General features: G+C 69.1%; 21 protein-coding genes. 6 read left to right on the top strand and 15 right to left on the bottom strand.

The features are described 5' to 3' along the window. The first annotated feature begins 3 nt into the window (after positions 1 to 3). The gene (locus ACOZ4N_RS13300) at positions 4 to 1,311 is read left to right on the top strand and encodes a hypothetical protein (RefSeq protein WP_424016850.1); all 1,308 of its coding nucleotides are present in this window, start codon (positions 4 to 6) and stop codon (positions 1,309 to 1,311) included. Here the strand turns inward: ACOZ4N_RS13300 and ACOZ4N_RS13295 are convergent. From ACOZ4N_RS13295 to ACOZ4N_RS13280, 4 genes are read right to left on the bottom strand one after another with little or no spacing between them, the layout of a single operon-like run. Continuing rightward, positions 1,308 to 1,511: a DUF7561 family protein gene (locus ACOZ4N_RS13295; RefSeq protein WP_424016849.1), complete on the bottom strand. Its 204-nt coding sequence runs from the start codon at positions 1,509 to 1,511 to the stop codon at positions 1,308 to 1,310. The genes ACOZ4N_RS13300 and ACOZ4N_RS13295 overlap by 4 nt on opposite strands. Positions 1,512 to 1,549: 38 nt before the next feature. Next, on the bottom strand, positions 1,550 to 2,269 hold the full coding sequence (locus tag ACOZ4N_RS13290) for a MinD/ParA family ATP-binding protein (RefSeq protein ID WP_424016848.1): 720 nt from the start codon (positions 2,267 to 2,269) through the stop codon (positions 1,550 to 1,552). Between the two features lie 47 nt (positions 2,270 to 2,316). After that, a complete protein-coding gene (locus tag ACOZ4N_RS13285; protein ID WP_424016847.1) occupies positions 2,317 to 2,742 on the bottom strand; it encodes an HIT family protein in 426 nt (141 codons plus the stop codon). A 58-nt stretch (positions 2,743 to 2,800) separates the two neighbouring features. After that, on the bottom strand, positions 2,801 to 3,178 hold the full coding sequence (locus ACOZ4N_RS13280; protein ID WP_424016846.1) for a DUF5658 family protein: 378 nt from the start codon (positions 3,176 to 3,178) through the stop codon (positions 2,801 to 2,803). 202 nt (positions 3,179 to 3,380) lie between these two features. Between ACOZ4N_RS13280 and ACOZ4N_RS13275 the strand changes: the two genes are divergently transcribed. From ACOZ4N_RS13275 to ACOZ4N_RS13265, 3 genes are read left to right on the top strand one after another with little or no spacing between them, the layout of a single operon-like run. Continuing rightward, positions 3,381 to 3,803 carry a hypothetical protein gene (locus ACOZ4N_RS13275; protein ID WP_092695157.1) on the top strand — a complete coding sequence of 141 codons (423 nt, stop codon included), beginning with the start codon at positions 3,381 to 3,383 and terminating at the stop codon, positions 3,801 to 3,803. Position 3,804: 1 nt separating this feature from the next. Further along, positions 3,805 to 4,542 carry a HalOD1 output domain-containing protein gene (locus tag ACOZ4N_RS13270; RefSeq protein WP_424016845.1) on the top strand — a complete coding sequence of 246 codons (738 nt, stop codon included), beginning with the start codon at positions 3,805 to 3,807 and terminating at the stop codon, positions 4,540 to 4,542. 53 nt (positions 4,543 to 4,595) lie between these two features. Beyond that, complete coding sequence (locus ACOZ4N_RS13265; protein WP_424016844.1) at positions 4,596 to 5,747, top strand: thiolase family protein; 1,152 nt, start codon at positions 4,596 to 4,598, stop codon at positions 5,745 to 5,747. 108 nt (positions 5,748 to 5,855) lie between these two features. Here the strand turns inward: ACOZ4N_RS13265 and ACOZ4N_RS13260 are convergent, their stop codons facing one another. The 7 genes from ACOZ4N_RS13260 to ACOZ4N_RS13230 form a co-directional block, all read right to left on the bottom strand. Further along, on the bottom strand, positions 5,856 to 6,518 hold the full coding sequence (locus ACOZ4N_RS13260; protein ID WP_424016843.1) for a DUF2306 domain-containing protein: 663 nt from the start codon (positions 6,516 to 6,518) through the stop codon (positions 5,856 to 5,858). A 66-nt stretch (positions 6,519 to 6,584) separates the two neighbouring features. Beyond that, complete coding sequence (locus ACOZ4N_RS13255) at positions 6,585 to 6,824, bottom strand: hypothetical protein (protein WP_424016842.1); 240 nt, start codon at positions 6,822 to 6,824, stop codon at positions 6,585 to 6,587. 79 nt (positions 6,825 to 6,903) lie between these two features. Beyond that, positions 6,904 to 8,724 carry an LEA type 2 family protein gene (locus tag ACOZ4N_RS13250; protein ID WP_424016841.1) on the bottom strand — a complete coding sequence of 607 codons (1,821 nt, stop codon included), beginning with the start codon at positions 8,722 to 8,724 and terminating at the stop codon, positions 6,904 to 6,906. 74 nt (positions 8,725 to 8,798) lie between these two features. Next, positions 8,799 to 9,668 (bottom strand): ZIP family metal transporter, encoded by an 870-nt coding sequence (locus ACOZ4N_RS13245; protein ID WP_424016840.1) that lies wholly within the window; start codon positions 9,666 to 9,668, stop codon positions 8,799 to 8,801. Between the two features lie 69 nt (positions 9,669 to 9,737). After that, positions 9,738 to 13,328 (bottom strand): PAS domain-containing protein, encoded by a 3,591-nt coding sequence (locus ACOZ4N_RS13240; protein WP_424016839.1) that lies wholly within the window; start codon positions 13,326 to 13,328, stop codon positions 9,738 to 9,740. Between the two features lie 64 nt (positions 13,329 to 13,392). Next, positions 13,393 to 14,025: a uracil-DNA glycosylase gene (locus tag ACOZ4N_RS13235; RefSeq protein ID WP_424016838.1), complete on the bottom strand. Its 633-nt coding sequence runs from the start codon at positions 14,023 to 14,025 to the stop codon at positions 13,393 to 13,395. A gap of 46 nt (positions 14,026 to 14,071) precedes the next feature. Next, positions 14,072 to 14,602 carry a type IV pilin gene (locus tag ACOZ4N_RS13230; RefSeq protein WP_424016837.1) on the bottom strand — a complete coding sequence of 177 codons (531 nt, stop codon included), beginning with the start codon at positions 14,600 to 14,602 and terminating at the stop codon, positions 14,072 to 14,074. 102 nt (positions 14,603 to 14,704) lie between these two features. Here ACOZ4N_RS13230 and ileS point away from each other — a divergent pair, with 102 nt between their 5' ends. Further along, the gene (ileS, locus tag ACOZ4N_RS13225) at positions 14,705 to 17,905 is read left to right on the top strand and encodes an isoleucine--tRNA ligase (RefSeq protein WP_424016836.1); all 3,201 of its coding nucleotides are present in this window, start codon (positions 14,705 to 14,707) and stop codon (positions 17,903 to 17,905) included. A gap of 447 nt (positions 17,906 to 18,352) precedes the next feature. On the opposite strand, the gene ACOZ4N_RS13220 is transcribed toward ileS, so the two are convergent. Beyond that, a complete protein-coding gene (locus ACOZ4N_RS13220; RefSeq protein WP_424016835.1) occupies positions 18,353 to 19,771 on the bottom strand; it encodes a PAS domain S-box protein in 1,419 nt (472 codons plus the stop codon). Between the two features lie 63 nt (positions 19,772 to 19,834). Further along, complete coding sequence (locus ACOZ4N_RS13215) at positions 19,835 to 20,683, bottom strand: ribose-phosphate diphosphokinase (RefSeq protein WP_424016834.1); 849 nt, start codon at positions 20,681 to 20,683, stop codon at positions 19,835 to 19,837. 92 nt (positions 20,684 to 20,775) lie between these two features. Here ACOZ4N_RS13215 and ACOZ4N_RS13210 point away from each other — a divergent pair, with 92 nt between their 5' ends. Continuing rightward, entirely contained in the window at positions 20,776 to 21,108 is a 333-nt protein-coding gene (locus ACOZ4N_RS13210; RefSeq protein ID WP_424016833.1) for a DMT family transporter, read from the top strand. Here the strand turns inward: ACOZ4N_RS13210 and ACOZ4N_RS13205 are convergent, their stop codons facing one another. After that, positions 21,109 to 21,912, bottom strand: a complete 804-nt coding sequence (locus tag ACOZ4N_RS13205; RefSeq protein ID WP_424016832.1) for an HVO_0234 family beta-propeller protein — start codon at positions 21,910 to 21,912, stop codon at positions 21,109 to 21,111. A gap of 48 nt (positions 21,913 to 21,960) precedes the next feature. Beyond that, positions 21,961 to 23,301 carry a glutamate-1-semialdehyde 2,1-aminomutase gene (gene hemL, locus ACOZ4N_RS13200; protein ID WP_424016831.1) on the bottom strand — a complete coding sequence of 447 codons (1,341 nt, stop codon included), beginning with the start codon at positions 23,299 to 23,301 and terminating at the stop codon, positions 21,961 to 21,963. Between the last annotated feature and the right edge of the window lie 342 nt (positions 23,302 to 23,643).

Here is a 23,643-nt window from a genome sequence, read left to right as displayed (position 1 = left end):
ACTATGCACGATGCCCCGCGCCGTCGCGTCCTCCGGACGGGCGGCACCCTCCTCGCCGGCGGCCTGACGGTGGGCCTCGGCGGCTGTCTGCAGAGCGATGGCACCGACACGCCGACCGACGACGGTGACGACGACGGCGACGACGGTGGCGGCGGTGGCGGATCGGTCCCCGCCTTCGCCGACTGGTTGCCCGCACCGGCCGCGATGGGGACCGATCACTACGAGTTCACCGCGGCCGACCCAGGTGAAATCTTCGAACACGAGTCGGCCGTAGAAGGGAGCGCGTTCGGCGGCCTGACGGGTGCGACGAGGCAACTGGAGGGGATCACGCTGTCTGACCTCTCCGGCCTGTACCTGATCGGCGGCGCGATGGTCCTGACCGGCGACATCGACGCCGACGCGTTCCGCTCGTTCCTCTCGGCCAACGGCTACGCCGAGGGCGAGGCGTACCACGGCTACACGTTCTACACGGGCGGGCCGGGCGGGACCGCCGCGGTCTCCTCGGACACGGCCATCCGGGCCGGGACCCTCGGCGACGCCGAGGGGAAGATCGAGGCGATCATCGACGCCAAGCAGGGGATGGCCGACCGCTACGCCGACGCGAACCCCGACTGCCGGACGCTGCTGTCCCGGCTGGGCTCGGGAGCCGTCGCCGGCGGCCGGACCCACGACGAGGCCTCGTTCCTCGACGGCGTGGTCGCCGACGGCTTCCGCTGGCGGCTGGATGGTAGTTCCGCCGCCTTCACCGGCGCGTTCGTGTTCGAGAGCCAGTCGGCGGTCGACACCGCGGCGGTCGAGCGTCTGGTCGCCGACCACGCCGTGTTCGACCCGCTCTCCTCGCCGTCGGTCACGTCGGACGGCCGAACCGCCGTCGTCGACGGCACCGCCGACACGGCGTCGGTCAGCAGGCTCGGGCCCCGGTACGGCTCCTCGGGCGGCGGGAGCGACCGCCCGCCACAGGTGTCGTTCTCCTTCGAGTACGAGAGCCGCGGCGACGGCGTGGGCGTGATGACCGTCTCCCACGACGGTGGGGACTCGGTCAGAGCGAGCGAACTCGTCTTCCGCGGACGCGGGTTCGTCGGTGCCGGTTCGATCCCAGACACGGCAACCGGCGAACTGGACGTGACCGAGAGCGGCGGGCAGTGGCCCGCGGCCAACGCCTCCGGGAACATCGAGGGCGAGGCCGCCGTCGTCGCGGGCAACCAGGCCCGCCTCGGCGTCGCCAGTGACGCCGAGATCTCGGTGGTCTGGGAGTCGACCGACGGCGACGTGTCGGCGACGCTGGCCGCGTACGAGGGGCCGGACGCCTAGAGATTCTCCACGTCCTCGGCGGTCGCATCCCGGTCGTCGGGCAACCGCTCGATGCACTCGCTACAGAGGAGCCACTCCGAGCCGTCGGCCAGTTCCAGCGCCAGCCCCGCGGCACGGTCACCGCCGAACGACCAGATGTCCGCGATGCCGCCCGCCACCTCGACGCGCTCCCCACAGCCGTCACAGGGCTCGTGTGCCATACCGGCCGTTGGGTCGCCCGCGGCTTGGCGGTTCCGGCCTACAGCAGTCCCTCCTCGGGGAAGTCGAGGCCCAGTTCGGTGTCGAGGACGGTCTCGACGGCGGCGGCGACCGCCGGCGCGAACTCGGTGTCGGGGTCGGCCGAGACCGGCAGGTCCGCGACCGTCCGCACGTCGCTCTCTGGGACGGTGGCGTCGGCGGGGTCGACGGCACCCTCAGCGCGGGTCGCGATCACGGTGTCGACCGGCGCACCCAGATCGTGAAGCCGGTCGCGCATCGTCGGGAGCCGGTCCAGCCCGCGCTCGGTGTCGGGCGCGACCAGCGCCACGCGGTCGGCGCTGGTGACGGCCGCGACGGCCTGGTTGGCCGCGACCGGCGGCGTGTCCACGAGGACGTGATCGAACCGCGTGGACGCCGATTCGAGCATCCCCTCGAACCGCCGGGCCGCCTCGGGCGTTTTCGCCCGGGCCAGTCGCTCGAAGGGCGCGCGAGCGGGACAGGCGGCCAGCCGACCCGGCACGTCGAGGGCGAGGTCGACGAGGCCGTCGGTCAACTCGCCAGCGCCAGTACAGAGCGCGGTCAGGTCCGGGTCGATGCGGCCGGGGACGTGGGCCGCCAGCCCCTGCGTGGCGAAAGCGGCGTCCAGCAGGGCCACGTCCCGGCCGGCCCGCGCGAGGGTCGCGCCGAACTCCACCGTCGTCCGCGTCGTGCCCGCGCCGCCGACCACGCCGGCGAGCGCGAGCGTCGATCCGCTGGTCACGGCCGGGTCTGGCCCCCTTTTCGGATAAAAACCTACGCGTCGGTGGCTCAGTGCTGTGCCGCGATGTCCTCGGCGATGTCGGCCATCTCGTCGTCGTCGAGGTCGGGCGCGGTCCCGCCGACGGCGTGGATCGGACTGCCGCCGTCGTCGGCGAAGCGCGGGATCACGTGGCCGTGGACGTGGGGCACTTCCTGCCCGCTCTCCGCGCCGTTGTTGAAGCCGACGTTGCTGGCCGGGGCGTCGACGGCGGCCTCGGCGGCCGGCACGAGGTCGTGGACGGCGGCGTAGAGCGCGTCGGCGGTGTCGTCGGGCAGGTCGTTCAGCCGCTCGTGGTGCTCCTTCGGGATGACCAGCGTGTGACCCGGTGCGAGCGGGTTCACGTCGAGGAACGCGAACACGTGGTCGTCCTCGTAGACGGTGTGGCTCGGAATCTCCCCCGCGACGATCTGACAGAAGATACAGTCGTCTGGCATCGCCCGGGTGTTCGACCGCCGGCCTCAAAAAGCGTACGCGGGACGGCCAGCGCGGGCGTCAGGCCAACAGCAGGGTGGCGTTGACCAGCGTCGCGCCCACCCACGGCAGACAGAGGCCCAGCGGGACGACCGCCCGCTCGTGGCCGGAAAGCGCCAGCCAGAGCGTCAGGCCGACACTGACGGCACCGACCTTCAGCGCGCCGAGCATGCCGATCCCGGCGTCAGCGATCGCGGCCCGGGCCACGGGATTGCCCTCGGTCAGCCCCTGCTGGAGACCCAACTGTGTCAGCGCGATGTCGGCCAACAGCGAGACGGCGACCAGCGTCCAGAGCCACCCCTCGTGTCGGCTCGCCGTCAGCACTGCCCGGTCGATGTACTGTCGGTGCGACTGCTGTCCGTCGGGCACCCCACCCGTGTCGTAGGCGTCTGTTGCCATGTCCGTCGACCCCACCACGTCGCCGGGCCCACCCCACCAGAGCGGCCCGCGGCGTCGCGTGTCGTGTTCGTTACTCGCCGATCTGGCGGAAATAAGCTTTCGATCCGTCACACGGGGCCAGAGGGCGGCGTTTCGATCCGCAGTCGTGTTCACCGTGCCGGGGCAAACAGTTAATAGCAATTCGTCTGAAAACTGCACGAGAATGACTCGCATTGTTGGTCGTCCGACACGGACGGCTGCCCTCGGATTCGGTCTGCTCTGGGTCGCAAGTGTTGCGTTCACGACGCCCGCACTGGCACAGAGCGGGGGCGCAGGGTCGGGTGGCCCCGGCTTCTGGTACGCGACGAGCCTCATCGCACAGGTGATGCTCTCTATCGGCGCGGTCGGGTTCGTCGTCCAGGCCGCCCGGGCCTACGGCGGTGAGATCGGGAAAGCGCTCTACGTCGCCGGTGGCGGTGTCATCGTCTTCGCCGTCTGGCGACTGCTCGACGGCGCGGTCAAGATCCTGGACCTCCAGAGCCCCGGCGAGAGCATCGAGAGTACCGTGTATCTCGTGACGACGGCACTGTTGCTGGCCGGCTTTTACATGCTCTGGGAGACGATGAGCGAACACAGTCCGGCCTGAGATGACCAGCTACGAACGCCTCGCCGAGCGGCTGATCGAGACCCAGCGGACCATGATCGGCAAGCGCGCCGTCGACATCGCCCGCTCGGTCGACGGGCTCTCGATCACCGACGACGGCGCGGTCGAAGACGTCGTCGACGACGACCGCACCGTACTGGACGATCTGGTCCGGTCCTACACCGACGTGATGGGCGACTCCGCCCGCACCAGGCTCACCGAGGTGGCCAGCGAGTACGACGACCTGACGCTCCCGGCGACGCTGGGCGGGCCACCGGCGGCGGACGACACGGCGGACACAACCGAACAGTCCGCGGACGACCCGCCGGCACCCGACGAGGAGGCGACCGCCGCGGACGTGGACGAGGCCGTCACGGCCGCCGAGGACAGCACACAGCGCGAGGACGTGGTCACGAACATCTGGGGCGACGACGTGGCCGCCGAGGTCGAGTCGTCGGCCGATCCCTCCCCCATCGACGTGGTCGAGGGGTCGTTCGCCACCATCTACGTCAACGTCACGGGCGACCGCGGCCAGGGCCCCGTCCCGGTCGGCCAGTTGATCGTCGACGCCGTCCTCGCCGAGACGGACCTCGAACCCGACGACCTGGACCACCTCTCTGCGTACGTCTCCGCCGACGAGATCGTCGCCCTGGCGGAAGACCCGAACCGCGACGAGGTCTCGTTCTCCGTCGAAGGCCACGCGGTCCGCCTGGACGGGGACGGGTCCGTTACGGTGGAGTAACCTCACAAGACGGGAGAAACACCTATCGGTCTCGATCCGGTAACGAGTCTCACATGAGAGACGCACTCATCGTCGACGCGGTGCGAACGCCTTTCGGCAAGCAGAACGGCTCGTTCCGGGACACGCACCCTCAGGATCTGGCGGCGGAACCGCTGACGGCGCTGGCCGACCGCAACGACTTCGACGGCGAACAGACGGTCGAGGACGTGATCTACGGCTGTGTCACGCCGGTCGACGAGCAGGGGCTCAACATCGCCCGCCTCGCGCCGATGGTCGCGGGCTGGGGCGACCGGGTGCCCGGCGTCCAGTTGAACCGCATGTGTGGCTCCGGCCAGCAGGCGGTCAACTTCGCCGCCACGAACGTCATGGCCGGGCAACACGACGTGCTCGTCGCGGGCGGCGTCGAACACATGACCCGCGTCCCGATGGGCTCGGACGGCAACAGCGTCACCGAGACCTACTTCGAGCACTTCGACGAGGTGACCACGCAGGGTGAAGGCGCAGAGCGGATCGCCGAGGAGTACGGTTTCAGCCGGCAGGAACTCGACGAGATCGCCGCCGACTCCCAGCAACGCTGGGGCGAGGCCTGGGAAGCCGGCCACTACGACGACCAGATCACGCCCGTCGAGACGGAACTCGACGGCGAGACCGTCACCGTCGAGCAGGACGAACACCCACGCCCCGAGACCGACGTGGAGACGCTCTCGGGACTGCCCCTCTCCTTCCGCCAGGAGGGTAACGGCGTCCACCACGCCGGGAACTCCTCGGGCATCGTCGACGGCTCGGCGGGCCTGCTGGTCGCCAGCGAGGACGCCGTCGACGAACACGGCTGGGACCCGATGGCCCGTATCGTCGCCACGGAGGTCGTCGGCGTCGACCCGATCACCATGCTGAAGGGGCCGATTCCGGCGACCGAACAGGTGCTGGACAAGGCGGACATGTCCGTCGAGGACATCGACATCTTCGAGGTCAACGAGGCGTTCGCCGCCGTCGTCGCCGCGTGGCTCGAAGAGACCGGCGCGTCCTGGGAGGACACCAACGTCAACGGCGGGGCCATCGCCCACGGCCACCCGCTGGGCGCGACCGGCGGCGCGCTCCTGACGAAACTCGCCCACGAACTCCAGCGGACCGGCCAGGACTACGCCCTCTCGACCATGTGCATCGGGTTCGGACAGGGCGTCGCGACGATAATCGAGCGGGTATAGCGCCCACTTTTTCCATCGGGGGGTCGCGGGGCGACCCCCCGAAGCAAAAACTTGGGGAAAAAGGCCGAGCGCGCGCCATCGGCGCGCGCTCGGTACAACACCCGAGACTCACCCGCCTGCCGCTCCGAACCGTTTCTCGTACCGTCTGATGGCCAGGAAGATGGCGGGCGTCCCGACGAGTGTCGGCCAGAGCCAGCGGAGGACGGTCGGGAGAAAGAGGAAGTTCACCGTCGAGAAGGCAGTGACGGTGGCGATGTAGCCCGCGCCCATCCGCGTGAGGTGTTCGTAGAACCAGGCGCGGGGCTCGGACTCGCCCGTCCGGAACTCGCGGAGGTCCCGGACGCCGAAGACCGCGCTAATGGCACCGAAGACGACGAGGACGGTGCCGAAACTCGACTCGCCGCGCAGTTCGAACCCGCCCATCGCCAGCAGGCCGAGGCCGGCGAGACAGAGCAGTCCCGCGGCGGCCCAGTCGAGCGCCGCCGGCTCGTCCGCGGGCCGCTTGCGCGAGAGTACCCGGTAGCCCGAGAAGACGAAGTAGAAGCTGAAGACGGCGATCAACGCGAGAAACTGCCGGTCCGGGGTCGGCGCGAGGGCGAACAGCAGGAGCGCCGATCCGGAGACGAACGCCATCGAGCCGACGTAAACCCGGCCGAACCGCCGGTGACGGCGACCCCCTTTCTCGGTCAGGATGGCCCCGAGGCCGGCGAACAGCGCGAGGAAGCCGGCGGCGATGTGGGCACCGAGCGTGGCGCTCTCGATAGTGACCATTCACTCGGATGTCACGGGACAGGAGGATAAACGCACGGCGTGGTTCGACGGTCGGAACGCCAGCGGTTACCGGGCGCTGGGCGTCGTCTCGTGGTCGCTCGCCGGTGTCGCGTCCGTCAGCCGGAGGGCGGCCGAGCAGACGAGGGCGACGGCGAGGCCGGTGACCGCCACGAGCGCCAGCAGTTCGGGTTCGCCCGTCGCGGCCGCCCACAGCGACGCGGTGCCGACGAGCAACGCGAGCGCGAACGCGATATCCGTGATCGTGAACTGTACTCGCCGCCGGACAGCACCCGTATCGGGGACCATACCCGGACCGTCGGCCCGCTCGTACAAATACCTTCTTCCTGATTGACCAGATCGGCTGAACGTTCCGTACGCTCCCGGTTCACTCCTCGCTGGCGTTCAACACGTCGGTCTCGATGGTTGACTCCTGGCCCAGCGAGTCCAGCGCGACGCGCTCGCGCTGGCCGAGGACGGAGACGGTGGCGGTCACGTCCACGTCGAAGGTGGACTGCTCGCCGTTCCGGACGTGGCGCACCCACCAGCGGTCCATCTTGGAGTTGTCCAGTACCAGCCGCGCCCTGACGGTGTCGCTGGACTGGGGGTCGATCACCTGCCCGACGCGGGTGCTCCGGTCGGCCAGCGTCACGCCGTTGGTCGTCACGGTGTACTGGATCGACTCCACCGTGACCGGCGACGCGAGTTCGTTGCGGACCGACGTGCGCGTCTCGATGGGTGCCGTATCGGCGGTCGCCTTACCCCACTCGGAGTTGACGCCGGTGACGACCAGCGCGGTCCGGCCCTGCACCTGGACTTCCTCGTCCCGGTCGCCGTTCATGCCCGCGAGCAGGTCGGTCCTGAACGTGCTCTCGCGGGTGCCGAGGTCGGCGTCGAACTTGGTCGCGCCCACGTCGGCGGTCGCGGCGGGCGTGGTCACCACCTGCGAGCGCTCGCCGTCGTTGAGGTGGCGGGCCCACCACTCGGGTACCTCGCCGTTGTCCTTCAGGCTGGTCAAAGAGAGGGTGTCACTGCCGGGTTCCACAGTATCGAGGACGGTCGAACCCTGCGCGACCTGGATGCCGTTGATCGTCGTCGTCTGGGTCACGTCCAGCGAGAGGAGGGCGGCCAGCCCCGGATCGTCGGGCGTGTCGAGGCTGGCGTCGGTCAGGATTTCGGTGGTCTCGTCGGTGACCGCGCCCCACTGCTGGTCGGTGTCGGTGACCGACGGCGGTTCGAAGTCACCCGCCTGCTGGGGGGTCTCGACCGGTTCGACGCTCGTTGCCCCGCCGCCGAGCATGTCGGTCTCCAGGCGCAGGGTGCGGTCGAACACGCGCATCGGGACGCGCTGGCGCTCGCCGTCCCGGACGACGTAGCCGTACATCCGGACCGAGAGGTTGCTCACCTCGTCGTCGGTGACGTGTTCGCGCCACCAGTCGGCCATCTTGGGCGTGTCCAGGGCGACGGTCACGTCGATGGACCCGGACTCGCCGGGCGCGACGTTCAGCCCCGCCTCGCGCTGGCCGCGGCCGAGTTCGACGCCGTTCATCTCGACCACGTACTCCACGCCGTCGAGGGTCACCGCGTAGTCGTGGACGTTCTCCACGTCGGCGGCGAAGGAGAGCGGCGTCGTCTCCGCGGTCGCCTCGCCCCAGCTGGCGCGCTGGTTCCGCAGCGTCAGGAGCGGATCGCCCTGGAAGTCGACCTCCCGGGCTCCCTCTGCCGTGAACCCGCCGAGGATGTCCGTCTCGACGGTCGAGGACTTGGCGGGAATCTTCCGGGAGAACCCGGGGGCGTTCACCGTCGCGTCGACGGTGAGTTCCGACTGTTCGCCGCCGTTGACGTGGGTCACCCACCAGTCGGCGATCTTCGTGTTTTGCATCTCCGCGGTGAGGCTGATCGTGTTCCGCCCGGGGCCGAACCCGACGCCGGAGCGCTGGCCGCGGGCCAGCGTCACGTCGTTCAGCCGTGCGGTGTACGCGACGTTCACCACGCCGGGCACGCCGACGGGATTGGGATTGTCAACCGTGACCCTCGTGACGATCTCGGTGGTCTCGTCGGTGACGGCGCCCCACTCGTAGCTGGTCGATTCGACCGTCGGCGCGGCGAAGGCCCCGGTCGCCGCCAGCGCGCCGACCGCCACGAGACCGAGGACGAGTACCGCCGCGACGACGCCGCCGACCTTCAGCGCGACTGTACGTGACACCATTTCGAGAAACTATGGACAACCCAAACATAGTTTCGTCGGCCGAATCGACGGTCGATGTCGGTCGTGGTGGCGGCTCACCCGAGGGACACGTCCAGGTACAGCATGATGATGACGCCGAGCATGGTGCCGAGGGTGGCGATGCGTTCGTTGCCCCGGACGTGGGTCTCGGGGACGATCTCGTCGGAGATGACGAACAGCATCGCACCGGCGGCAAAGCCCATCGCGTAGGGGAGCAGGGGTTCGACGAGCGCCACGGCCAGCACGCCCAGCAGGACCAGGGGCAGTTCGACGATGCCCGACCGGAGGCCGGCGACGACCGCGTAGAAGCGCCTGTCCAGCCCGGCGTTGATCGCCGCGACCGACACGGCCAGCCCCTCCGGGACGTTCTGGATGCCGATGGCGAGCATCAGCGAGATGGCCTGGCCAAGCGCCGCCTCCGTCGCCGCGGGGTCGGTGGCCTGTGCGACCGCACCGAAGCCGACCCCCACGGCCAGTCCCTCGGGCATGTTGTGGAGCGTGATCGCGAGGATGAACAGGACGACGGGGGCCAGTCGCTCGCTGTCGACGCCGGGGACGGATTCGCCGGGGTCGGCGGCGTCGGTCCGGCGCTCGCCGGTCAGCAGGTAGTGGGCGTGTGGCACCAGCCGGTCGGCCTGGTCGAGAAAGAGGACGCCCAGCGCGAGGCCGACGAGGACGGGCACCGGGTCGCCGCCGGCGTAGTCGTCGATGCCGGGGACGATGAGACTCGTGAACGCGGCCGCGAGCATGACGCCGGCGGCGAAGCCCAGCGCCCCGTCGAGGCCCCGTTCGCTGGGGTCCCGCCAGACGAACACGAGGGAGGCACCGAGCAGGTTGAGGCCGGCGATGACCAGTCCCCCGACCAGCCCCATCACGACCGGGTTCGTTCCGACGACGCTCCGGAACGCCTCGACGACTGCCGTCATTGCTCGTCCGTTCTCACAGCACGGCTAAATACCCCCGGTCGCGGTGCTGGCCGGGCGGTCGAACGGCGATCAACTGTTGTCGGTCCCGCTATCGCCGAGCAGCGCCGCCAGAATGCGCCCTTCGGCCGCCCGGAGGTGCTGGTGGAAGGTCGGCGGTGAGATCCCGAGCGCGTCGGCGACCTCCTCGCCGGTACTCTCGCGGGGCCACTCGAAAAAGCCCGCGTAGTAGGACGCCTCGACGGCGGCCAGTTGCCGCTCGGTCAGGATCGCGTCGAGGTCGAGTCCGTGGTGGCCGCCGTCGCGGCCGTCGAGGGTCGTCCGGCGCTGGACGAGCATCTCGGCCTCCGGGTAGACCGCCTGCACGCCGTCGACGACCGTTCGAACGGACGCGTCGGGCGGGAGTTCGACCGTCATGTGGTAGTCGCCGTCGGTGATCCGGGCGGTCTTGACGCGGCCGCCGTGGGCGCTCAGCAGCGACAGGATCGGCGGATCGTCGAGGTGGATCTCGAACCGGGGGTCGCCCCCGACCGTTCCGACGTAGGTCAGGTCCCGCCAGTGCGGGATCACGTCGACGAGCCTCTCGAGCCACGCCTGTGCCCCGTCGCTGGCGCTCCCGTAGGCCAGATACGTGTCCCCGCCGGTCGGGATGGTCTCGGCGACGGTGACGGTGCCGGTCGGCTCCGCCTCCAGCCCGAAGTTCTCGAGTAGGTCCCGGATGCGGAACTCGACCTCGGTGATCTCGTCGCTCATCAGCAGTCGCTGGCGCTCGATGGCGTTGATGGCGTGGCCCATCACGTCGCCGAGGCCGCCCAGCACGGCCCGCTCCTCGGTGCCGAAGGCGTCCGCCCGTTCGGTGTAGACGTTCAACACGCCGTAGACGGTGTTCTCGGCGCTGATCGGGACCGCCGCCGACGCACGGTAGCCGTACTCCCTGGCCCGGTCGCGCCACTGCGCGTAGTCGGGATCCGACCGGACGTTCTGACAGACCTGTAACTCGCCGGTCCTGAACGCCTGGCCGGTCGGTCCCTGTGCGTCCTCGCTGTCGTCGACACGAATCGTCGTGTCGCCGAGGTAGTCGGTGACACCGGCCTCGGCCCGGGCGACGACAACGTCCTCGGTCTCGTCGACCGCGCCGACCCAGGCGAACGCGTAGGAGTCGGAGTCGGCCAGTCGCTCACAGACCAGCGTCTCGACCTCCTCGCGGGTCGACTGCCGGAGCAGGGCGCGGATGATGTCCCGCCCGACCGCGTTGAGGTTGTTCAGCGCGGCGAGTTGCTCGCGCTGGCGGCGCAGTTTTCGCTCGTTCCCGACCCGCTCGATGGCGGTCGTGAGGATGTTCGCGACCGCCTGCACGAAGGCCACGTCCTGCTCGCTGAACTGCTCGGGGTCGGTGTCGTGGGTGCCCAGGACGCCCCACGGCCGTTCCGGCGTGCCGACGACGACGCTCACGCCGCTTCGCACGTCGTGGCTCGTGAGCAGGTCCGGGCCGGAGAACCGCGTCTCTGTCCGGAGGTCGTCGACGACGACCGGTTCCTCCGAGAGGAGCGTGTAGCCGGCCTGTGAGTCGCGGTCGGTGCCGACGGTCGCGGTGCCGACGAGGCCGTCGCGCCACCCGACGCCGGCCCGCAGGTGCATCTCGCCGTCGGACTGCAGTTCCAGCACCTTGCAGTAGTCCGTGTCGAGCGTCTCCGCGACGGCCGTGACCGCTTCCGCGAACAGCGTGTCGAGGTCCTCGGCGGCGAGCGCGTACTGGCCCAGTTCCGTGACGACGGCCTGCTGGCGGACCCGGGTTTCGAGTTCCCGCTCCCGGCGGCGCTGCTCGGTCACGTCCTGTGACATCCCCATGCCGGCGACGACACGGCCGTCTCCGTCGCGAACCGGGACCGCGTGGAACTGGAGGACGCGACCGCGGAAGGTCACCTCGAAACATCGCTCCTCCCCGTCGAAGACGGCCTCGTAGTGGGGGCGGACCTGTTCGGCCAGTGCCGGCGGCACGCACTCGTCGACCCGCTCGCCCTCCAGATCGCCGGCGTCGAACGGGTAGTCCGCGAAGCCCTCGCCGCCCGCGAGCAGGTACCGCAGATTCTCGTCGAACAGCGTGACGACGCCGTTGGGGAACTGCTCGACGAGCGTCCGGTAGCGCCGCCGGGAGCGATCGAGTTCCTGCTCGCGCTCCTTGCGCTCGGTCACGTCCCGGAAGTACACCGAGAGGCCGGTCTCAGTCGGGTAGATCGTGTTCTCGAACCAGGCGTCGAGTGGCGGGTAGTAGTCCTCGATGGTGACTGTCGTCTGCTCGTCGAGGGCCTCCTCCAGCGCGGCCTCGAACCGCTCGGTGGGGTCGAGTTCGTCGCGGATGTCGTTCCCCAGAACCTCGTGCTCGGCGATCCCGAGTAGTTCGGCCGCGCGTTCGTTGACGAACGAGAACCGCAACTCCGCGTCGAGCCCGTAGAACCCGTCGCTGATCCGGGCGAACACGTCGTCGAGTTCGGCCCGCAACTCGTCGCGTTCGCGTTCGAGCTGTTTCGCCTGCGATTTCAGCCGGGTCACGTCCTCGACGATGACGACCGCCCGGTCGACACGCCCCTCGTCGTCGGTGAGTGGCACCGCGGTGACCGACAGGAACAGCCGTCCCCGTTCGGGGAGTTCGACGCGCAGCTCCCGGTCGTACACCGGGTCGCCGGTCTCGAAGACCGTCCGCGAGGGTCGCTGCTCCGGCGGGATCGGATCGCCGTCGACGGTGTACACGTCGTGCTCGGTGAGGTTTTCGAGCGGCTGTCTGGTCACGTCTTCGGGCGTGTTCGTCCGGATCACGTCGCCGTCGGCGTCGACGACGAGGATGTCGACCGGCGCGGCGTCGAGGACCTGCTCGAACAGGTTCCGCTCCCGCTCGATCCGGCGGGCCTGCTCGCGTCGCTCGGTCATGTCCCGGGTGATCTTGATGAACCCGTCGAGGTCGCCGTCGTCGTCCCGGATCGCCGTGATGACGACGTTCGCCCAGAACTGGCCCCCGTCCTTCCGGACGCGCCACCCCTCGTCCTCGACTCGTCCCTCGGCGACCGCCTCCGCGAGGTTGCGCCCCGGCACGCCCGCTTCCCGGTCCGCATCGGTGTAGAACACGTCGAACTGCTCGCCGATGATCTCCTCGGCCGCGTACCCCTTGATCCGCTCCGCGCCGGTGTTCCAGCTGACGACGGTCCCGTCGGTGTCGAGCGCGAAGATGGCGTAATCCGCCACGTAGTCGACCATCTCCTCGAACTGCGCGTGGGCCACGTCGTCGCGGTCCTCGTGGGGTTGCAACACGCCGACGACACCCGCCTCGGCCCGCCCCAGCCTGAGCGTGCAGGGCGTGGTCGCACCGTCGGCCGTGACCGTCACCGCGACCGACTCCACCCCCTCGCCGTCCGCCGCCAGCCGCCGGAGACCGATCTCGGCCCGGGCCGCGTCCGCCGGGTCGAACAGCGCGTCGACGTGTTCGCCCAGAAGCGCCTCGCGGCTCTGCCCGGTCAGGTCGACGACGCGCTCCGTGACCGCCCGGAGCCGCCGGTCGCTGTCGAGTCGGAAACAGGCCACGCCGGCCGTCCTCGCCAGCGTCCCGACGAGGCCCGGATCCTCCTGCCAGCCCGACACGGGAGCCTCGGCTCCCGTCGATTCGTCCGCCATCCTACCTCCGCTTTCGCTCCGACGGAGATAAGTTCAGTTGCGGAGTTCCCGTCGGACTCCTCTGTCAGCACTCCTCGACCGCTTGCCGGATGGCGTCGACGTACCCCGGACGCGTGTACCCGAGCCGCGAGAGCCACACGTCCTGATAGGAGGGATGCAGGAGCGGCAGGATCGTCGTCGACAGGGCGGGACAGTCCATCGGCGACAGCACGGCGTCGAGGAAGCCGTCGATCTCTCGCCCCGTCATCGCCAGCACCGACTGCGTGGCGTGTTTCCCGGTCGCGACCACGGTACGGGGCGCGACCGTCTCGATCTCCTCGCGCAGGTGGGGTCGGCAGTTCGCCCGTTCCTCGGCCGTCGGCTCCCGGTTGGTCGTCGGATCGTCGGGGTCGGCCGGGAAGCACTTCACGGCGTTCGTAAAATAGCAGTCTCCATGCCCGTAGCCGGCGTCGGCCAGCAACTCACGGATGCGCCGTCCGGAGTGTCGCGACGTGTAGGCCAGCCCGGTCCAGTTGCCCCCGCACCAGCGGTCGGCCTCGGGGTCGCCGTACCCCGGTGCCTCCCCCACGACGACGAGGTCGGCGTCGAGCGGGCCGTTACCCCACGAGATACACTCCCGATCCTCGACGAGTGCGGGACAGCGCCGGCAGTCGTCGGCGAGCGCGTGGCGGTCGTCGGGGTCGGGAAACTCCGCCATCGGGCGGTGCTACTGGCCGGTCGTACTCCACGATGACGGTTCGCGTTCAGCTCGCGGTCAGTCGCTCCTCGACGATCACGGCACCCGAGGGGGTGTGGACGATCCGGACCGTGATCCGGTCGCCGGGGTCGAGTTCGCAGGCACCGCTGGCCAGCCGGAAGTCGAACACGTCGCCGGCGGCGAAGACCTCGTCGTCGAGTGCGCCCTTCGCCTGCCCGGTACGGCCGTCGAAGATGTCCGCGCCCCGGACGTTCTCGTCGGCGTCGATGGTGTTGGTCGGGAGGCCGACGATCCGCCCGCGTTTCTCGCAGGCGTCGGACGCGTCGACGGCGATCTCGACGTTCTCGACCCGGACGGGGTCGCCCGCCTCGTGATAGATCCTGACGCGCTGGTTGTCGAAGCCGCCGTCGTCGGCGACGAGTTCGCCGCTGGACTCGGCGACCGTCGGTGCCGGGTCGTCGACCTCCTCGCCGAACCCCAGTGCGCCCAGCGTCAGGACGGCCGCGACGACGACGGCGACGCCGACCAGCAACACCTCGCCGAGGACCTCCGACTGGCCGCGTTCGGCTCCGAACACGCCGTCCGGTTGCCGCTCGCGCCGGATAAACGGACGGTTCGGCTCGGGCCTCCGTAGCGCGGGACCGATTTGCCTTTAGTCCCGGCTCCGAATGGGATTCACATGAGCAGGTTCGAGCCGGTGGACGACCAGTACGAGCCCCACGCGCTCGAAGACGAGGTCTTCGAGTACTGGGACGCGGTCGACGCCTACGAACAGACCAAACGACACCGGGCCGACGGCGAGACCTACTTCTTCGTCGACGGGCCGCCCTACACCTCCGGGTCGGCGCACATGGGGACGACCTGGAACAAGACCCTCAAGGACTGTTACATCCGCTATCTCCGCATGCAGGGGTACGACGTGACCGACCGCCCGGGCTACGACATGCACGGGCTCCCCATCGAGACCAAGGTGGAGGAGAAACTCGGCTTCGAGAACAAGAAAGACATCGAGGAGTTCGGCGAGCAGAACTTCATCGACGAGTGCAAGGCGTTCGCCGAGGAGCAGTTGGAGGGCCTGCAGGAGGACTTCAAGTCCTTCGGCGTCTGGATGGACTGGGACGACCCGTACAAGACCGTCCGACCGGAGTACATGGAAGCCGCGTGGTGGGGCTTCGAGAAGGCCCACGAGCGCGGCCTGGTCGAGCAGGGCAAACGCTCGATCAACCAGTGTCCCCGGTGTGAGACCGCCATCGCCAACAACGAGGTCGAGTACCACCAGGTCGGCAAGCCCTCGATCTACGTCAAGTTCCCACTCGCGGAGCGTGAGGGAAGTCTCGTCATCTGGACCACGACGCCCTGGACCATCGTCGCCAACACCTTCGTCGCCGTGGACGGCGATCTCGACTACGTCGGCGTCGACGCCACCAAGGACGGCGAGACCGAGCGCCTGTACGTCGCCGAGGCCCGCGTCGAGGACGTACTGAAGGCCGGCCGCTACGACGACTACGAGGTCGTCGAGGAACTCGGCGGCGAGGAGATGGTCGGCTGGGCGTACGACCACCCGCTCGCCGAGCAGGTCCCCGACCACGCCCAGGCCGAGGGCTCCCAGCAGGTCTACACCGCCGACTACGTGGAGGCCGACCGCACCGGACTGGTCCACTCCGCGCCCGGCCACGGTGAGGAGGACTTCGAGCGCGGGCAGGAACTCGACCTGGAAGTCTTCTGTCCCGTCGGCAACGACGGCGTCTACACCGCCGAAGCCGGCAAGTACGAGGGCGAGTTCGTCCGGGACGCCAACGACGAGATCATCGGCGACCTCGACGCTGGCGGCCACCTCCTGTCGAGCGAACAGGGCCACTCCGTCCGGGAGGGGCAGTGCTGGCGGTGTGACACGGACATCGTTCGCCTCGTCACCGACCAGTGGTTCATCACGGTCACCGACATCAAAGACGAACTGCTCGACAACATCGAGGACAGCGAGTGGTACCCACAGAGTGCCCGGGACAACCGCTTCCGGGACTTCGTGGAGGACTCGCCGGACTGGAACGTCTCCCGCCAGCGCTACTGGGGGATTCCGATTCCGATCTGGACGCCTGAAGATTGGAATGGGGGCATGGACGAGGCCATCGTGATCGGCACGCGCGAGGAACTCGCCGAGCGGGTCGATCAGGACATCGACCCCGACGAGGTGGACCTGCACAAGGGCACGGTCGACGACCTGACGATCACCGAGGACGGCCGGACCTACACCCGCGTCGGCGACGTGTTCGACGTGTGGCTCGATTCGTCGGTCGCGACGTGGGGGACGCTCGACTACCCCGAGGACGAGGAGCGGTTCGAGGAACTGTGGCCGGCCGACCTCATCATCGAGGCCCACGACCAGACGCGGGGCTGGTTCTGGTCGCAACTCGGCATGGGCACCGCCGCGCTCGGCGAGGTGCCCTACGATCAGGTGCTGATGCACGGCTGGGCACTGGACTCCGATGGCCGGAAGATGTCCAAGTCCATCGGGAACATCGTCGAACCCGGCGAGGCCATCGAGCGCCACGGCCGGGACCCGATGCGCCTGTTCCTGCTCTCGGTGACGGGGCAGGCCGACGACATGAAGTTCTCCTGGGAGGAGATGGCCGAGATGCAGCGCCGGCTCAACATCCTCTGGAACGTGTTCCGCTTCCCCCTGCCGTACATGCGGATGGACGAGTTCGACCCTGCTACTGTGGACCTCGAAGACGCCGAGACGGAACTCGTCGACGAGTGGGTCCTCTCGCGACTCCAGTCCGTCGAGGAGACCATGACCGAACACTTCGAGGCCTTCGAGCAGGACAAGGCGCTGGACGAACTGCTCTCGTTCGTCGTCGAGGACGTGTCTCGCTTCTACGTGCAGGTCGTCCGCGAACGGATGTGGGCGGAAGGCGACAGCGCGTCCAAGGAAGCGGCCTACGCCACGCTCTACCGCGTGCTGGAGGAGACGGTCGCGCTGATCGCGCCCTTCGCACCCTTCGTCGCCGAGGAGATCTACGGCAACCTCACCGGTGACGCGGGCCACGACACCGTCCACATGTGCGACTGGCCCGAACCCGACGCGTTCTGGCAGGACGAGGCCCTCGAAGCGGAGGTCGAAGTCGCCCGGGCCGTCGAGGAGGCGGGCTCGAACGCCCGCCAGCAGGCCGAGCGGAGCCTCCGCTGGCCGATCACGCGGGTCGTCGTCGCGGCCGACGACGAGGAGACCGCCGCAGCCGTCGAGAGCCAGCGCGACCTGCTGACCGAGCGACTCAACGCCCGCGAACTCGAACTGATCGAGCCCGGCGAGAGCTGGGACGAACTGTCCTACTCCGCCGAGGCCGACATGAGCCTGCTGGGGCCGGAGTTCGGCGACGACGCCGGCCGCGTCATGAACGCCATGAACGAGGCCAGCGTCGACGAGCCGACCGTCGATGCGCTGGAAGCCGCGGTCGAAGACGCGCTCGGCGAGGCCGTCGACCTGACCGAGGAGATGGTCGAGTTCGTCACGCAGACGCCCGACGACGTGACGGGTGTGGCCTTCGACGTGGCCGGCGACGAACTGGGTGTCGTCTACATCGACGCCGGCCTGACCGAGGACATCGAGAGCGAGGGGTACGCCCGCGAGGTGATCCGCCGGGTTCAGGAGATGCGCAAGGACCTCGAACTCGATCTGGAGGAGCGCATCCGCGTCGACCTCGACATCGACGACGACCGCGTGGCCGACCTCGTGGCCGACCACGAGGCCCTGATCGCCGACGAGGTCCGCGCCGACGAGTTCGGGCCGGTCGAGGACGGCCACCGGAAAGAGTGGGAGGTCGAAGGTGTCGAGATGGAGATCGCAGTGGAAGCGGTGGCGGCGGCCGAGGCATCGGATTGAGGAGCGGCCACGAACGCAGTGAGTGGCCGTTTTTCGCCCACGTTTTTCGAGGCGCGGATCGCGACCAGCGGGAGCGATCCCAACGAGAAAAAGGTGGGAGTATCGCAGTGGAAGCGGTGGCGGCGGCCGAGGCATCGGATTGAGGAGCGGCCACGAACGCAGTGAGTGGCCGTTTTTCGCCCACGTTTTTCGAGGCGCGGATCGCGACCAGCGGGAGCGATCCCAACGAGAAAAAGGTGGGAGTATCGCAGTGGAAGCGGTGGCGGCGGCGGAAGCGTCGGACTAGTCTGTCGTCCCGGTCGCGACCGAAGGGAGCGACCGGCTTTTTCGCCACCGGAAGACTCAGTTGGTTCGTCTTCCGAGTGCTCACGAGAGCTTGGCTCTCGTGGCATACCGAAAACCGGCGGTTTTCGTGGACCCCCGCTCGCTCCGCTCACGTGGGTTGGACTACGGTCGTTCAGGAGACTCCTCTGGGGCGGGGAGTCGAAGGGTGGCTTCGGTACCCCGGTCGGTCCGGTCGACGGTGATACCGCCGCCGGAGGCGTTGGCGACGGTCGCGGCCAGCCACAGGCCGGCCCCGCTCCCGTGTTCGAGGGCGGTCTCCTCCCGCCGTTCGAGGATGGCGACTTCCTCCGGGGAGATGCCGGGGCCGTCGTCGGCCACGCGGATCGTGACCGTCTTGTCGTCCCGCTCGATGTCGATCCCGACCCACGGCTCGGGGCTGTCGTTGTGCTTGACGGCGTTCTCGACGAGGTTCTCGATGGCCAGGTCGATGTCGTCGTGGGCCCGGGCCGTGACGGACGCGGGGCCGGTCCGCTCGACGGTCGCGTTCGGGTGGTTTCGGTCGGCACGGGCGGCGATCTCGGAGACGAGGTCGCCGATGTCGGTTTCGGTCACGTCGCCGTCCCGCAGGATGGCCCGCTCGATGCGGGTGGCTTTCTGACTGGTGTCGGTGAGCGAGTCGCACTTCTCGACGATCTGCTGGGCCAGATCGCGGACCTCGTCGTCGGCCGAGTCCGCGAGCAACTCGGCACAGGCCCGGATGACGTTGATATCGTTGCGGAGGTTGTGCCGCATCACTCGGGTCAGGACCTGCTTGAGTTCCGAGAGCTGGCGTTCGCGTTCCTTGCGCTTGGTCACGTCGCGGGCGATGCCGACGACCCCCTCGACCGCCCCGTCGCGTTCCAGGGGCGTGAGTCTGTGTTCGCCGGTGACGGTCCGGGGGCCGATCTCGGACTCCATCTCGACGGCCGCGTCCGTGCGGTCGCCGGTGAGGATGCCCTCGACCGCGTCGGCGTAGCGGGCGAACGTCTCGGCGTCGACGACCGACGCGAAATCGAGGAGGTAGGTCCCCTCCAGCGCCGCGACCGGAATGCCGGTGAACTCGGTGACGCGCTGGTTGACGAGTTCGGTGCGACCGTCCGGTCCGTACACGTAGGCGATGTCGCGGCTGTTCTCGACGATCGCTCGGTAGAGGCTCGCCGCGTCCGTCCGGCGGTCGTCCCGTTCGAGGACGACCGACATCGCCGCCGGGGCGCCCTCGTACTCGACCGTCGTGCCGTGGATCTCGACCGCGCGTTCGCTGCCGTCGGCACCGATCACGGTACAGGTGAACTCCTGCCGCTCGTCGGGTGTCGTACGGCCCGCCGCGAGTGCCGTCTCGACGGCCGGCCGATCCGCGTCGTCGACGAACGACAGGAACGACTCCCCGGACAGGTCGGCTGCCGGAACGCCGAGCAGATCGCTCAGAGTCTCGTTCGCGTGGACGACGGTCCCGTCCTGGACGAGGCAGACGGCCACGAGGTCGCGGGTCAGCAGTCGCTGTTGCCAGGGGGACGCGCCGTCGACGGCATCCAGTCCAGTCACACTCCTACCTGTGGGTCAGGCTGACATGGCTTAATAGTTAGAGGTGTGCGGGGAGGACGCCCCTCAGAGCGCGTCGGCGATGGCGGGCGCGACGCTGACGGTACTCGCGGCCCGTTCCAGCGTGTCGGTGCCGTAGATGGCCTCGACGCCGGCGCGGGCGAGTTTCGTCGTCGCGTCGGCGGCCAGCATCGGGTGGACGCAGGTCACGTACACCCGGGCGGCACCCATGTCGTCCAGCGCGGCGACCGATTCGGCCATCGTCGACCCGGTGGCCACGATGTCGTCGGTCAGCACCACGTCCCGGCCGTCCACGTCGGCGTCGCGGGGCTCGATCTCGACCTCCGAGCCCGAGAGCCGGGTCTTCTCGAAGTAGTCGACGCGGCCGCGACCGTAAGCGGTCTGTACCGTCTCGGCGATGTCGACGGCCCCCTCGTCGGGTGAGAGGAAGACCGGCTCGGTGAGGTCCGCGGGGAGCGGGTCGGCCAGCTGGGCGGCGGCGTCGACGGTCTCGGCCGGCACGTCGAAGTGGTCGGTGATCGACGGTTCGTGGGGATTGACGGTCAACACGCGGTCGGTCCCGGGGCTCAGTGCCTTGGCCATCGCACGGGCGGAGACGGGCTGGCCCGGCTCGAAGGCCGCGTCCTGGCGGGCGTAGCCCATGTAGGGGATGACAGTCGTGACGTGATCGGCCCCGGCTTCGCGGACTGCGTCCTGCAACTGGAGCAACTCGACGTGTGCGTCGCTGGAGTCGGTCGACGCGACGATCACGGCCTCGTCCGCGTCGAAGTACGGGACCTGTGCCATGAGTTCCCCGTCGGGGAACCGCTCGAAGGAGACGGGCGCGAGGTCCGCGTCGGTCGCCGCGGCCAGTGCCGCGGACAGCGACTGCGAACTGGACCCACTGACGATCATATTCGGCCCCTCGCCACGGCGGCTAAACCACTTTTCGCTTCCGTCCGCCCCGAAGCGGAAGCGATTAGTGACACTCGGGTGATCGCTCTGCCGTGAACCCCTACGCCCTCCTCGCCGCCGCAATCGCCTCGGAACTGGTCGCCACCGTGTCGCTGAAACTCTCCGAGGGGTTCTCGAACCCCCTCCCCAGCGTCGTCGTCGTCGTCGGCTACGGCGCGGCGTTCGTCCTGCTCTCGCTGGTCCTCGAAGAACTCCCCGTCGGGCTGGTCTACGCGACGTGGGCCGCGCTGGGCATCGTCGGCATCGCCGCGGTCGGCGTCGTCGCCTTCGGCGAACAGGTCGATCCCGCCGGGGTGGCCGGCATCGCCTGTATCATCCTCGGTGTCGTCCTGCTGAACGTCGTCTCGGGGATGTCCGCCCACTGATCACGACTCGGGCGCGACGGCCAGCCCGCTCACGCCGGGCAGACCGAGCGCCCGGGAGCGCCAGCCGTCGCCGGCGTTCACGAGGACGGTGCCCTGGGCCGTGACGGCGTAGGTCCCCGTGCCGTGGGTCACCGCCACGACGGACTCGCCGGTCGGGACCTCGCACTCGCGCCAGTCCTCGCCGTCGCCTTCGTAGAGCGCGTCGGCCGTCGCGGCGTGGCCCCGCTCGGGACTGCTGGCGACTGCGGTGAACGCACCGTCCATCCCCGTCGCCCAGCCCGGGCCGAGGTAGTAGAGGCCGTCGTCGGTCGCGGCCAGCGGCGTCCCGCCCGTCGCCACGTCCCGGGCGTCGGCGAGGCCGACGTGGTCGAGGCCGTCGCCGACGCGGTAGACGCCCGCCGCAGAGGCCAGCAGGTCCCCGTCGATGGCGCGCACGTCCTCGACCGTGCCGAGCGTCGTCCACTCGTCGCCACCGGCCTCTCGGCGGGCCACCGTCCCGTCGGGACCGGCCGCGAGCACGTCGTCGTCGTCGAACCCTACGGCGACGGCGGGACCGAACCCCGTTTCGGCGTAGCCGCCGTCGGCGCTCTCCAGCACGTCCTCGTCGGTGGCGACGGCCAGTGAGTCGGGACCGGCCGCCACGTCCCGGGCGGTACAGCGGTGGGCCAGCGAGAACTCGCCGACGATGTCCGCCGAGACGGCGACGACGGCCACGCCGAGGTCGGCGGCGACGTACAGCTCCGTCGTCCCGGTCTTCTCGCCGTAGACCCGCTTCTCGTCCAGACTGATGTCCGCGTCGCTCATGTCCAACTCTCGAACCGCCCCGGTCGAAAGGCTACCGGCTCGACGGTCTCACAGCGCTTCCTTGTACGCTTCCAGCGTGTCCGCCACGTCCTGGTCGGTGTGGGCGTACGTGACGAACTGGGACTCGAACTGGTTCTGGCTGAGGAACACGCCCTCGTCTTTCATCTTGGGCCAGAAGACGCGCCGCCAGCGGTCGGTCTCGCCGGCGGCCACGTCCGCGCCGGTCTTGGGACAGTGCTCGAACCGGGGACAGTCCGCGCGCTGTTTGCAGGCACCCTCGCAGTGACCCTCGAAGCTGTCGGGGGCCTCGCGCGTGAACACGAGCTTGAACATCCCGTCGGTCCCGGTGACGGTGTAGGACGGGGCCTGGTCTTCGACGATCTCGGCGAGCCCCGTCCGCAACCGCTCGCCGAGGTCGTGGATGTGGTCGTGTACGTCGTGTTCGGCGGCGTAGCGCAGCGATTCCAGCCCGGCGGCCATCGTGACGGGGTGGCCCGAGAACGTGCCGGCCTGGAACACGTCGCCCGAGGGGGTGAACTGCTCCATGAGCCGGGCGGGACCGCCGATGGCACCGACGGGGAAGCCGCCGCCGATGAGCTTGCCGAACGTCGTCAGGTCCGGTTCGATGCCGAACTTGCCCTGGGCACACTGGAGGCCGCCGACGCGGAAGCCCGTGATCACCTCGTCGAAGATCAACAGGGAGTCGTGGTCGTCGGTCAGGTCGCGCAGGGTCTCGTGGTAGCCCTCGATGGGCCGGACGATGCCGTAGTTGGCGAGGATCGGTTCGACGAGGACGCCCGCGATCTCGTCGCCGTAGTCCTCGAAGACCCGGTGGGCGGCCTCCTCGTCGTTGAACGGGATGGCCAGCGTCTCGTCGGCGAACGACTGTGGGATGCCCGGACTCGACGGGCGAGTGTCGTCGTACTCGCCCTCGACGAGGGTGGTCTCCTGTGCGCCGTGGTAGCCGCCCTGCATGACGACGATCTTGTCGCGGCCGGTGTGGGCGCGGGCGAGTCGGCAGGCAGAGACGGTGGCTTCGGTGCCGGAGTTGACGAACCGCAGCATCTCGACCGAGGGGACGTGCCGGGCGACGAACTCGGCGTGTTCGACCTCGATCTCGGTGGGCATCCCGTACATCGGGCCCTCGCTGGCGTGGGACTGGATGGACGACTCGACGGGCTGGGGCGTGTCGTGGCCGTACAGCAGCGGGCCCAGGCCCATCACCCAGTCGATGTAGCGGTTCCCGTCGGCGTCGATGACGTGGCCGCCGTCGCCCCGCTCGATGAACGGCGGATATGGCTCGATTGCCGCCCGCACCGCGGAGTTGACGCCGCCGGGCAACACCGACAGCGCCCGGTCGTACAGATCGCGCGACTGCTCGTGGCTCATACCCCGACCTTGGCCCGCCCGTACCAAAGACCTGACTCACTCGCCCGGAACGCGGGCACGCGCGGCCGGTACCGAACTCCCACCGCGACCGGCCGAATCGCCTGAACGTACGTCGAATATTCGTCCGCCAATCTGGGGAATTATATCCTTAAACAGACCATATTCTATTGCAAACCAGCCGCGCGTCCACGTTTCGAGTACAAAATTGCGATTTTGTTTTGGACAGCGTTTTACCAGTGGAAATAGAGGGAATAAACGACACGAAATGACGACGAACCATCAGGGTGTTGGAGATAGGAGAAACAACCGTCCACTTCTGTCCCGGAAGTGGCTCTCTTTCGA

It is taken from the genome of Halorientalis pallida, assembly GCF_049605515.1.
GTDB classification, from domain to species: domain Archaea; phylum Halobacteriota; class Halobacteria; order Halobacteriales; family Haloarculaceae; genus Halorientalis; species Halorientalis pallida_A.
This window is presented reverse-complemented; position numbering and strand designations above follow the sequence as displayed.